General features: G+C 64.4%; 12 protein-coding genes. 11 read left to right on the top strand and 1 reads right to left on the bottom strand.

All coding sequences use genetic code 11. From position 1 onward, the window contains the following. Positions 1-3 precede the first annotated feature (3 nt). The 8 genes from CXX84_RS13690 to dnaE all read left to right on the top strand — a co-directional run bounded on the left by CXX84_RS13690 (position 4) and on the right by dnaE (position 8,519). Positions 4-693: a polyphenol oxidase family protein gene (locus tag CXX84_RS13690; protein WP_102977264.1), complete on the top strand. Its 690-nt coding sequence runs from the start codon at positions 4-6 to the stop codon at positions 691-693. Then, positions 686-1,441, top strand: a complete 756-nt coding sequence (locus CXX84_RS13685; protein WP_102977263.1) for a YggS family pyridoxal phosphate-dependent enzyme — start codon at positions 686-688, stop codon at positions 1,439-1,441. Before CXX84_RS13690 ends, CXX84_RS13685 begins: the two co-directional genes overlap by 8 nt. A 90-nt stretch (positions 1,442-1,531) precedes the next feature. Continuing rightward, positions 1,532-2,062: a cell division protein SepF gene (locus CXX84_RS13680; protein WP_102977262.1), complete on the top strand. Its 531-nt coding sequence runs from the start codon at positions 1,532-1,534 to the stop codon at positions 2,060-2,062. 118 nt (positions 2,063-2,180) lie between these two features. Next, a complete protein-coding gene (locus CXX84_RS13675; RefSeq protein ID WP_102977261.1) occupies positions 2,181-2,471 on the top strand; it encodes a YggT family protein in 291 nt (96 codons plus the stop codon). A 177-nt stretch (positions 2,472-2,648) separates the two neighbouring features. Continuing rightward, positions 2,649-3,341, top strand: a complete 693-nt coding sequence (locus CXX84_RS13670; protein WP_102977260.1) for a DivIVA domain-containing protein — start codon at positions 2,649-2,651, stop codon at positions 3,339-3,341. A gap of 92 nt (positions 3,342-3,433) precedes the next feature. Next, positions 3,434-4,006: a signal peptidase II gene (gene lspA, locus CXX84_RS13665; RefSeq protein ID WP_102977259.1), complete on the top strand. Its 573-nt coding sequence runs from the start codon at positions 3,434-3,436 to the stop codon at positions 4,004-4,006. Beyond that, a complete protein-coding gene (locus tag CXX84_RS13660) occupies positions 3,999-4,925 on the top strand; it encodes an RluA family pseudouridine synthase (RefSeq protein ID WP_102977258.1) in 927 nt (308 codons plus the stop codon). The genes lspA and CXX84_RS13660 overlap by 8 nt, the downstream gene beginning before the upstream one ends. 36 nt (positions 4,926-4,961) lie before the next feature. Next, positions 4,962-8,519: a DNA polymerase III subunit alpha gene (gene dnaE, locus CXX84_RS13655; protein ID WP_102977257.1), complete on the top strand. Its 3,558-nt coding sequence runs from the start codon at positions 4,962-4,964 to the stop codon at positions 8,517-8,519. 66 nt (positions 8,520-8,585) lie between these two features. On the opposite strand, the gene CXX84_RS13650 is transcribed toward dnaE, so the two are convergent. Further along, complete coding sequence (locus CXX84_RS13650; RefSeq protein WP_411266215.1) at positions 8,586-9,044, bottom strand: flavin reductase family protein; 459 nt, start codon at positions 9,042-9,044, stop codon at positions 8,586-8,588. A 171-nt stretch (positions 9,045-9,215) separates the two neighbouring features. On the opposite strand from CXX84_RS13650, the gene CXX84_RS13645 reads away from it, so the two are divergent. From CXX84_RS13645 to nrdR, 3 genes are all read left to right on the top strand, one after another. Beyond that, a complete protein-coding gene (locus CXX84_RS13645; protein WP_102977255.1) occupies positions 9,216-9,749 on the top strand; it encodes a hypothetical protein in 534 nt (177 codons plus the stop codon). 9 nt (positions 9,750-9,758) lie between these two features. Further along, positions 9,759-11,126, top strand: a complete 1,368-nt coding sequence (gene hisD, locus CXX84_RS13640; RefSeq protein ID WP_102977254.1) for a histidinol dehydrogenase — start codon at positions 9,759-9,761, stop codon at positions 11,124-11,126. 150 nt (positions 11,127-11,276) lie between these two features. Further along, positions 11,277-11,780, top strand: a complete 504-nt coding sequence (nrdR, locus tag CXX84_RS13635) for a transcriptional regulator NrdR (RefSeq protein WP_102977253.1) — start codon at positions 11,277-11,279, stop codon at positions 11,778-11,780. Positions 11,781-11,847: the final 67 nt, after the last annotated feature.

Below are 11,847 nucleotides of genomic sequence, written 5' to 3'. Positions count from 1 at the left end.
GGCTTGTTCCATTGGCGCGGCGAGATACTGCCGGGGGTCTCAGCCGCGTTTACAGACAGCAGCGCCGGAAACCTCGCCCTGCACGTGGGTGATGATCCGGATGATGTCCTGCGGCGGCGGGAGCGGCTTGAAGCCATGATGGGCATTGAGCCGCAGGGCCTGCGGTTCATGAACCAGGTGCATGGCACCACCGTTGCCGTGATGGGCAGGGAGAGCGGGACGCCGGACGCTGATGCCATGGTGTCGCAGGCACTTCCGCTGGCTGTCATGGTGGCGGACTGCATTCCCGTCCTGCTGGCGGGTAAGTCTACGGGCGGCCCGGTCCTTGCTGCTGTCCATGCCGGACGTCCGGGTGTGGCCGGCGGCGTTATTCCGCTCGCTGTGGACAGGATGAGATCCTTGGGCGCGTCAGGCATCAAAGCCTGGCTCGGGCCGTCCATCTGCGGCAGCTGCTATGAAGTTCCTGCGCCTCTCCGGGATGAAGTGGCTGCCGGCGTTCCCGCTGCGTGGTCCACCACGTCCTGGGGAACCCCGGCACTGGACCTCCCGGCGGGAGCCCGGCGGCAGCTGGAGGACGCCGGGGTTGACGTGGAATACAGCGGACCATGCACCCTGGAGACGGAGTCCCTCTACTCCTACCGCCGCGACCGGGCCACCGGACGTTTCGCAGGCATGGTGTGGCGCAATGACTGAACCGTTACTGGGAGACGGCGGTCCGGGCAACCAGGATCCGCGCACCGTGGAGCTGGCCGGCCGGCTGGAAACAGTCAGGCGCAGGATCAGCTCCGCGGCTGCGGCGGCCGGACGCTCCGACCAACTGCCAACCCTGATTGTGGTCACGAAATTCCACCCTCCGGAGGACGTCCGGCGGCTCGCCGTGCTGGGAGTGACTGACGTCGGGGAAAACAGGGACCAGGAGGCTGCCGCGAAGGCGGAGAGCCTGGCCGACTGCGGCCTCACCTGGCATTTCGTGGGCCAGTTGCAGACAAAAAAAGCGAAGTCAGTGGTCCGCTACGCTGCCGCCGTTCATTCAGTGGACCGGCCACAGCTCGTGGATGCCCTGGCAAAGGCAGTGCAGAACCAGCAGGCGGCCACGGGGCGTGAACCGCTGGACTGTTTCATCCAGGTAAGCCTTGAGGACGACGCCGGCGCGCATCGGGGCGGAGCCGCTCCCGCCGAGGCGCTTCTGCTCGCCGACAGGATAGCGGCCGCCGAAGGCCTGCGGCTGGCTGGCGTGATGGCCGTGGCGCCCCTGGGTGCCCCGCCGGAGCCCGCCTTTGAAAAACTCGCCGGGGTTTCGGCGCGGCTGGTGGCGCACCACCCCGAAGCCACGGCCATTTCCGCAGGCATGAGCCAGGACCTGGAAGCGGCCATAGCCTTTGGAGCGACACACCTGCGCATCGGTTCCGATATTCTCGGATCGCGCCCCGCCGTGGGGTAGCGTCAAAGCTATTGCAAGTGATGGGCGGGGGACTCCAGTGCTGTCAAGCCATTGGGCGGCCCGCTTACGGGACACGATTAGGAGTCGACCATGGCCGGCGCTCTGCGCAAGACAATGATCTATCTTGGGCTCGCCGACGGCGATGAACATTACGAGTCCGAGCAACAGACAACACGTAAGGATGAGGACGAAACGATGGAAGCTGACCGTGAGGAGCGCCGTGCACCTGCACCCGTCCGAGAGGTCAGCCGCGAAACGTCCTACGCCCCTGAAGAGGAATACCGCGCGCCAGTGACTCCCATCAAACGAGCGGCGTCAAGCCGCGAGGAGACCAGCGGTCTCCGCCAGATCACTACCATCCACCCGCGCTCCTACAACGATGCCAAGCTCATCGGTGAGAGCTTCCGGGACGGTATCCCGGTGATCATGAACGTCACAGACATGGGCGAGGCCGACGCCAAGCGCCTGGTGGACTTCTCCGCCGGCCTGGTCTTTGGACTCCGCGGGAGCATCGAACGGGTCACCAATAAGGTCTTCCTGCTGTCGCCGTCGTATGTTGAAGTCATCGGTGACGACAAAAAAATCAGCGAGACCCAGGCGAGCTTCTTCAACCAAAGCTGAACATCTGGCGGTATGCGGATGCCAGGCAGGGACACCTGTCTGGCATCTGTGTTGAAATAGACAGGACATCGGCAGAACGCCGCGGTAAACAGATGAACATGGAGATATGAATTAAGTCATGGGAATTGCTTTCGGACTTGTCTATCTCGCGCTGCTCCTGTTCTTTGTTGCCCTGATCATCCGGCTGGTCTTCGACTGGGTCCAGATGTTCGCCCGTGAATGGCGCCCACGGGGAGCCGCCCTGGTGGTGGCCCACGCCGTGTACTCGATCACCGATCCGCCCCTCAAGGTGCTGCGCCGGCTGATCCCGCCCCTTCGGTTGGGTGGTATCTCCCTGGACCTGGGTTTCCTGATCCTTTTCATCGCCGTCAGCATCGCGATGGGGATCACCAGGGGCCTGGCTTCCTGAATAAAACCGCCATAAACCTAGCCGCGCAGGGTGTACCCCCGGGAACAGCTACTGTAAAGCGAAGAAAACTCAGGTTTGACACCGCAGTGTTGAATTAGAGTAACCAGACCAAATTTAGGTACCGTAGTTTTGACGGCCGGAAGGCCTACTGACTAACCAGACCAGTGAGGTGACCAGATGGCTTTGACGCCAGAAGACGTTGTCAATAAGCGCTTTCAGCCGACCAAGTTCCGCGAGGGCTACGACCAGGACGAAGTTGATGACTTCCTGGACGAGATCGTCGTTGAACTCCGCCGCCTGAACCAGGAGAACGACGAACTTCGCAAGAAGCTTTCCGACGCCGGTTCCAGCGTTCCTGCGAGCTCGGCTGCTGCTCCCGTTGTGGAGAAGGTCCCCGCGCCCGTCAAGGCCGACAAGGATGAGGCACGCGAGAAGGCAGAAGCAGAAGCCAAGACTGCCGAAGCGGGCAAGAAGAAGGACGTCCAGCCGTCCGCTCCTGCAGCCGCAGCGCCCGCAACCTCCACGCCTGCCGCCGTCGCAACTCCGTCTGCCGAATCCGCCGCCGGCCTCCTGGCCATGGCCCAGCAGATGCACGACCGCCACGTCGCCGACGGCCAGGCGCAGAAGGACAAGATCATCGCCGAGGCGCAGATCGAAGCCAGCAGCCTCGTCAATGACGCGCAGGAGAAGTCCCGCAAGATCCTCGGTGCACTCGAGCAGCAGCGTTCGGTCCTGGAGCGCAAGGTTGAGCAGCTCCGCGGCTTCGAGCGCGACTACCGTTCACGCCTGAAGGCCTACATCGAAGGCCAGCTGCGCGACCTGGACGCCCGCGGTTCAGTGGCTACGCCGGAAGTGAGCGAAGCCAACTAGTCCGTCAAAGCACGTATTCTGAAAGCCGGTGGCTGAGGATTCCTCGGCCACCGGCTTTTGGCATTAACACCTGGTTTACGAATGAAAGCACCATGACTGACGAACTTGCTGCGGACCCCGCACGCCCCGTACCACCTTCCCCGCGCCCGCGCCGGGCAGTGCTGCTCTCGGTCTTCGCCGGGTTCGCACTTTTCGCGTATATCCTGGACCAGCTCACCAAGCTGTGGGTCACGTCCAGCATGGTGGAGGGCGAACGGATCCCGGTATTCCCTCCTCTCCTGCACTGGTACTTCATCCGGAACTCGGGGGCGGCATTTTCCATCGGTGAAAACGTGACCTGGGTGTTTTCAATCATCATGGCCGCAGTGTCCGTGGCCATTCTCTTCCAGATCCGCAAATTGGGGTCAATCTGGTGGTCCCTGGCGCTCGGCCTGCTCCTGGGCGGGGCACTGGGCAACCTCACTGACAGGCTCTTCCGGGAGCCGTCATTCGGTATGGGACACGTGGTCGATTTCATTCAGCTCCCGAACTTCGCCATCTTCAATATCGCTGATTCGGCCGTGGTTTCCGCCGTGACGATTATCTGCATCCTGACCCTGCGCGGCATCACCATGGACGGAAGCCGCCTGACGTCTGAAAGCAAGGAGAAGCCCGGGGATGCCTGAACGCATTGTCGTTGCCGACGAATACGGGGGAGCCAGGGCGGACGCGGGTGTTGCCGGCCTCCTCGGCATCTCGCGCTCGCTCGCGGCGTCCCTTCTTGCGGAGGGTCATGTGGAGAGCAAAGGCAGGCCGCTGGGCAAGTCGGCGAAGCTGGTGGCGGGCGATGTCCTGCAGGTGAGTATGCCGGAACGGCGAGACCCCCTGGAAGTTGTGGAGGAAGTTGTGGAAGGCCTGAAGATCCTGCTGGACGATGAGGATTTCGTCGTCGTGGACAAGCCGGTAGGAGTTGCCGCCCACCCCTCGCCGGGATGGGTAGGGCCGACGGTGGTGGGCGGCCTCGCAGGAGCCGGCTACCGCATCTCCACCTCCGGATCGCCGGAACGTGCCGGCATCGTGCACCGGCTCGACGTCGGGACCTCGGGTGTGATGGTGGTGGCAAAGTCGGAGCGTGCCTACACCGCCCTGAAGCGCGCGTTCAAGGAACGCACAGTGGACAAGGTTTACCACGCCGTAGTCCAGGGCCTGCCCGACCCGCTGGCTGGAACCATCGACGCGCCCATCGGCCGGCATCCGGGGCACGATTGGCGTTTCGCGGTGATTGAAGACGGACGTCCCTCAGTCACCCACTACGAAGTGATCGAAGCCTTCGGCAAGGCCAGCCTGGTGGAGGTCCACCTGGAAACGGGACGCACCCACCAGATCCGCGTGCACTTTTCCGCGCTCCGGCATCCTTGCGCCGGCGACCTGACCTATGGTGCCGACCCGCGGCTTGCCGCCACACTTGGCCTGACCCGCCAGTGGCTGCACGCCCGCGAACTGGGCTTCGACCATCCGGTCACGGGGGAACGCGTCCGCGTCACCAGCGACTACCCGCAGGACCTGGCGTATGCCCTGGAAATCCTGGAGTCAGGGCAGGCCTAGCGCTTTCCACCGCCGCCCGGCGCATAGAATAGTGCGGTGACTTCCAGCAATGACTCGTTTGTCCATCTCCACAACCACACCGAGTACTCGATGCTGGACGGCGCAGCCAGGCTCGGGGAATTGTTTGACGAAACCGGGCGGCTGGGGATGCCCGCCCTCGCCACCACGGACCACGGGTACCTCTTCGGAGCCTTTGATTTCTGGAAAAAGGCCACGGACAAGGGAATCAAGCCGATCATTGGCGTCGAAGCCTATGTGACCCCGGGAACGGCGCGCGGTGACAAGAGCCGCGTGCGGTGGGGCGAGGAACACCAGCGCAAGGACGACATTTCCGGCGGCGGTTCCTACACGCACATGACCCTGCTCAGCTACAACAACGCGGGCATGCGGAACCTGTTCCGGGCATCCTCCATCGCCTCCCTGGACGCCGTGTTCGGCAAGTGGCCCAGGCTGGACCGGGAGCTCCTGAACACCTACTCCGAGGGACTGATTGCCACCACCGGCTGCCCGTCCGGGGAAATCCAGACCCGGCTGCGGCTGGGCCAATACCGCGAGGCACTTGAGGCAGCCTCCGAGTTCCGCGACATCTTCGGGGCCGAAAACTACTTCTGCGAACTCATGGACCACGGGCTGGACATCGAGCGGCGCGTCACGGGGGACCTGCTGCGGCTCGCCAAGGACCTGAACCTTCCCTTGGTGGCCACCAACGACCTCCACTACACCCATGAACATGACGCCAAGGCCCACGAGGCCCTCCTGGCCATCCAGTCCGGCTCCACGCTCCTGGAACCTACCTACGACAATGGCGGCTCCCGCTTCGCGTTCTCCGGCAGCGGCTACTACCTGAAGTCACCGCAGGAGATGCGTGAGCTGTTCCGCGACCACCCCGATGCCTGCGACAACACCCTCCTGATCGCCGAACGGTGCGAGGTTTCCTTCAACACCGGCGCCAACTACATGCCCCGCTTCCCCTGCCCTCCCGGCGAGGACGAGACGTCCTGGCTGGTCAAGGAAGTAGCCACCGGGCTTGAGTACCGGTATCCGGGCGGAGTCCCGGACAACGTCCGCGCGCAGGCTGACTACGAGCTGGGCGTCATCACCTCGATGGGCTTCCCCGGGTACTTCCTGGTGGTGGCCGACTTCATCAACTGGGCCAAGAACAACGGCATCCGGGTTGGTCCGGGCCGTGGCTCCGGCGCAGGTTCCATGGTGGCCTACGCCATGCGCATCACCGACCTGGACCCCCTGCGGCACGGGCTGATCTTCGAACGGTTCCTCAACCCGGACCGCGTCTCCATGCCCGACTTCGACGTGGACTTCGATGACCGCCGCCGTTCGGAGGTCATCGACTACGTGACCCGGAAGTACGGCGACGAGCGCGTGGCCATGATCGTCACGTACGGCACCATCAAGACCAAGCAGGCGTTGAAGGACTCATCCCGCGTACTGGGCTACCCGTTCAGCATGGGCGAGCAGCTGACCAAGGCGCTGCCGCCCGCGGTGATGGCCAAAGACATCCCCCTGGCCGACATCCAGAACCCGGAGGCGAAGCGCTACGGCGAAGCCGGGGATTTCCGCCAGCTCATCAGCACCGATCCGGAAGCTGCGAAAGTCTTCGAGACAGCCCTGGGCATCGAAGGCCTGAAGCGCCAGTGGGGCGTCCACGCGGCCGGCGTCATCATGTCCTCGGACCCGATCATCGACGTCATCCCCATCATGCGCCGGATCCAGGACGGCCAGGTCATTACCCAGTTCGACTACCCCACGTGTGAGGGCCTCGGCCTGATCAAGATGGACTTCCTGGGCCTGCGGAACCTGACGATCATTTCCGACGCCCTGGAAAACATTAAGATGAACCGCGGCATCGACCTGGAGCTCGAAACACTGGAACTCGACGACGCCCCGTCGTACGAGCTCCTGGCCCGTGGCGACACCCTGGGCGTGTTCCAGCTCGACGGCGGCCCCATGCGGTCGCTGCTCAAGCTGATGAAGCCTGACAACTTCGAAGACATCTCGGCCGTGCTCGCCCTGTACCGGCCCGGTCCCATGGGCGCCAACGCGCACACGGACTACGCGCTGCGCAAGAACGGGATCCAGGAAGTCATCCCGATCCACCCGGAACTAAAGGAACCGCTCTCGGAAATCCTCGGCGGGACCTATGGCCTGATCGTGTACCAGGAGCAGGTCATGGCCGTGGCCCAGAAGCTCGCCGGGTACTCGCTGGGCCAGGCAGACATCCTCCGACGTGCCATGGGTAAAAAGAAGAAATCCGAGCTGGACAAGCAGTTTGCCGGCTTCTCCCAGGGCATGCAGGACAACGGCTACTCGATGGAAGCCGTCAAGACCCTGTGGGACATTCTGCTTCCCTTCTCCGACTACGCCTTCAACAAGGCCCACTCTGCCGCGTACGGCGTCATTTCCTACTGGACCGCGTACCTGAAGGCCCACTACGCGCCGGAGTACATGGCTGCCCTGTTGACCTCAGTGGGGGATGACAAGGACAAGTCAGCCATCTACCTCAACGAATGCCGTCGCATGGGCATCACCGTCCTGCCTCCCGACGTGAACGAGTCCGCCCTGAACTTCACCCCCGTCGGCAACGACATCCGCTTCGGGATGGGCGCGATCCGCAACGTTGGGGTCAACGTGGTGGAAGCGATGGTGGCCGCCCGGGAAAGCGAGGGCGCCTACACGTCCTTCAAGGATTACCTGATGAAGGTCCCGGCAGTGGTCTGCAACAAGCGCACCATTGAATCGCTGATCAAATCCGGTGCTTTCGATTCGCTGGGCCATCATCGTCGGGCGCTGGCGATGATCCACGAAGAGGCCATCGATTCCGTCATCACGCTCAAGCGGAACGAAGCGATAGGGCAGTTCGACCTCTTCGCCGGCTTCGACGAAGCGGAATCCGAGTCATCGCTCAGCATCGAGATTCCGGACCTGCCGGAGTGGGAGAAGAAGGACAAACTGTCCTTTGAACGGGACATGCTTGGGCTGTACGTCTCGGACCACCCGTTGCAGGGCCTGGAGGGCCTGCTCAGCCAGCACGCGGAAATGAGCATTACCTCTGTCCTGGGTGAGGACGGGCCGCAGGACGGCGCCATCATCACCATTGCCGGCATGATCACCTCGCTGAGCAGGCGTATCGCCAAGGCCAGCGGCAACGCCTACGCCCGGGCCGAAGTGGAGGACCTGGGCGGTTCCATGGAGGTCATGTTCTTCGGCCAGGTTTACGGGCCGATCGCGTCCGTACTCGCCGAAGACCTGATTGTGGTGGTCAAGGGACGCCTGCAGAAGCGCGACGACGGCGCCATCACCCTTAACTGCATGGAACTGTCCGTTCCGGACCTGAGCGAGGGCCTGAACGGCCCGCTGGTGATCACCATGCCCACCCACAAGGCCACCGAGGCCGTGGTCACCGAACTTGGCGATGTGCTCCGCACGCACCGCGGCAACTCTGAGGTGCGCCTGCACCTGCAGGGTGACACCCGGACGGAGATCATGGGGTTGCCGGTCCACCTCCGGGTGAACCCCAGCCCGTCGCTCTTTGGGGACCTGAAGGTGCTGCTTGGTCCGGCCTGCCTGGACGCCTGAGCGGCTGCGCAGGGAAGCACGACGACGGATGGCACCGCCCGTCGTCGTGTGCGGTTGTTCCGGCTGTCAGATTTCGTAGTCCAGCGGGACAGGCTGGCTGTAGCCCCCGCCGTGGTACAGCAGGGGCGACGCGTCCCCGCCAACCTGGCCGTCCACCACCTGGACCACCACAACGGCGTTGTTCTCGAAGGAGAGGCGCATCTGCACCTCGCCGATGAGCCAGCCCGCCACGTCCTTCAGCACCGGCACGCCGTGCGGCCCCGTTTCCCAGTGGTCACCTTCGAACCGGTTGCCGGCCCCGGCAAAAAGGTCAGCGAGCCGCATGTTCTCCAGGCCGAGCATGTGGACGCCCAGATACGTGGTGTTGGCCACGGCGGGCCACGACCTGGAACTCCGGGCCATGTTGAAGGTAAAGCGCGGGGGCTGCGCCGAGAGCGACGCCACCGACGTGGCGGTGAAGCCGTACGGCTGGTCCTGGTAGTTCACCGTGATAATGGCGACCCCGGCGGCATGGCGCCGGAACATTTCCCTGAAGGTCCGCTCGAACGGCACGTCATCTGTTGTCACGGCAACTCCTGCGGATGGGATGTTTGGTCAAGGCACTCTCCTCCAAGACTATTGGTCCGCGATGCCGCAGGTGAATTCGCCGAGGCACGCCCGCGCCTTACCCCCAAGAACATTTGTTACGGTTTGTGCATGATGAAAGCCACCCGCCGGCCGCGCCGGCGGCCGCCCTGGGCAATGCTGGCCCTCCCGGCAGCAGCAGGTATCCCGCTGGGAATATTGTGGTGGCTCCTGGCTCCCGGGGGCCTGAACCTGATCACCCGGAACCCCGCCCTCGGTGCCGGCACCAACCCGGACGTCTGGCTGCCGCGGGACCTGACGCTGGCGGGGCTGCTGGTGTTCGCCGGGTGCCTCCTCGGAGTTTTCCTGGCAGACCAAAAGCGTGCGAACCCGCGGGCGGACCTGGCCGCTGGACTCGTCGGAGCCCTGTGCGGCGCCGTCGTGGCCTGGCAGGCAGGACTGCTGGCCGCCCAGGTGTGGGCGCCGGCGGTCGACGCCTCAGCAAACGCCAGCATCGCCTTTTCGCTCCGGGCCTGGCCGGTGCTGCTTTTGTGGCCCGCCGCCACAGCAGCGTCGGTCTTCGTTCTGGAGCTCCTGAACCTCCTGGGCAGCAGACCCGACGGCGGAACGGGCCCGTCGCGGCATGCTGCGGCAGAGGGCCGGTAAAATAGGCCGGTGACCATTTCCCCGGAGAATCCCGCCAGCCCAGCCACCGCCGTCGTAGACTTCCGCACGGTTGACCTGCGTGGCCGAAACCTCACCCTCGCAGGGCTCCGCGCTGCCGTACCGCGCGCCCAGGGCCACACCGTGGCCGATGCTGAGGAAAAGGTCCTGGATATTATCTCGGCCGTCCGGCAGCGCGGCTTTGGGGCGCTGGCGGACCTTGCGCTGCGTTTTGACGGCGTGGCACAGACCCACCCGCTGGTTCCCGGGGAGGCCCTGGCTTCCGCACTGGATGAGCTGGATCCGGCCGTCCGGAGCGCACTGGAGGAATCCATTAGCCGCGCACGGCGCTTCGCGGACGGCCAGCGCCCGCGCAACATCGAGGTTCAACTCGGTGACGGGGCGGTGGTGGCACAGAACTGGGTTCCCGTGGCGCGCGTGGGACTTTACGTCCCCGGCGGCCTGGCCGTCTATCCGTCGTCCGTGATCATGAACGTTGTTCCAGCCCTTGCTGCGGGGGTCGAGTCCATCGCGCTGGCGTCGCCGCCGCAAAAGGAGTTCGGCGGGCTGCCGCACCCCACCATCCTCGCCGCCGCTGCGCTGCTCGGCATCACCGAGGTGTATGCCATCGGCGGTGCCCAGGCCATCGCGGCGTTCGCTTACGGTGTTGCGGCAACGGAGGCCGGTCCGGCGCTGGAACCGGTGGACGTTGTGACCGGGCCCGGCAACATTTTTGTTGCCACCGCCAAGCGCCTGGTGAAGGGCGTCGTGGGAATCGACTCGGAGGCGGGCACCACCGAAATTGCGATCCTTGCAGATTCCACCGCCCAGCCCCGCCTGGTGGCCGCTGACCTCATCAGCCAGGCAGAGCACGACCCCAAGGCCGCCTCGGTGCTGATCACGGATTCCGAAGATCTGGCCGCCGCCGTCCGCGCCGAACTTGACCGGCAGGCCGCGGCCACCAGGCACGCCGGCCGCGTCCGCGAAGCGCTGTCCGGCCCGCAGTCCGGAGTTGTGCTGGTGAAGGACCTGGAACAGGGCATCGCCGCCTGCGACGCCTACGCCGCGGAGCACCTCGAGATCATGACGCAGGATGCGCCCGGCGTCGCTGCCAGGATCAGGAATGCCGGCGCCATCTTTGTTGGCGATTTCAGCCCCGTCAGCCTGGGGGATTACTGCGCCGGATCCAACCACGTCCTGCCCACCAGCGGCACAGCCACCTTTTCATCCGGACTGAACGTCACCACCTTCCTGCGGGCCATCCAGGTGGTGAACTACAGCCGCGACGCGCTGGCCGAAGTCAGCGGGCACATCGTCAGCCTCTCCGGCGCCGAAGACCTTCCAGCACACGGGGATGCTGTGACCGCCAGGTTCTCCTGACCCGCCTGGGCCGACATGTAGTAGTGCCGACCACTACATGTAGTACTTACACGCTTGTTATTAGCAGGTGCGGGGACGTAAACTGGGAGCCGCTGGAGTACTGCGTGCACGTATTCAGGCGCGCATACAAACAGGGAAGAGGGAGGCACAATGTACTGTCCGTTCTGCCGCAACCCCGATTCCCGGGTAGTGGACAGCCGCATGGCGGACGACGGCTCAGCCATCCGGCGCCGCCGTCAGTGCCCGGAGTGCGGCCGAAGGTTCACCACCGTCGAAACCACCAGCCTCTCCGTGATCAAACGGTCCGGCGTCGGCGAGCCCTTCAGCCGCAGCAAAGTGATCAACGGGGTACGCAAAGCCTGCCAGGGCCGCCCTGTTAGCGAGGACGACCTCGCCCTGCTCGCACAGGAAGTCGAAGAGCAGATCCGTTCCTCCGGTGCTGCCGAAATCGATGCCCATGAGGTGGGCCTGGTCATCCTCGGTCCGCTGCAGAAGCTGGACAAGGTGGCCTACCTCCGGTTTGCGAGCGTCTACCAGGCCTTTGAATCCCTTGAGGACTTCGAGACGGCCATAGCCCTGCTTCGGCAGGAAGAACAGGATGCCCGGGGCGTTGCCCCGAAAGGCGCCAAGAGCTCCGAGAAGAGCCCCCTGTAGACTCCGGTGGCGCTGCGGAGGGGAAGCCGCAGCCGCCACCGGCACCACGATCTTCAGTAACAATCCG

It is taken from the genome of Arthrobacter sp. AFG7.2 (assembly GCF_002892835.1).
Classification (GTDB): Bacteria; Actinomycetota; Actinomycetes; order Actinomycetales; family Micrococcaceae; genus Arthrobacter.
The sequence above is the reverse complement of the archived record's forward strand: the minus strand, read 5'-3'. Positions and strand labels throughout refer to the sequence as shown.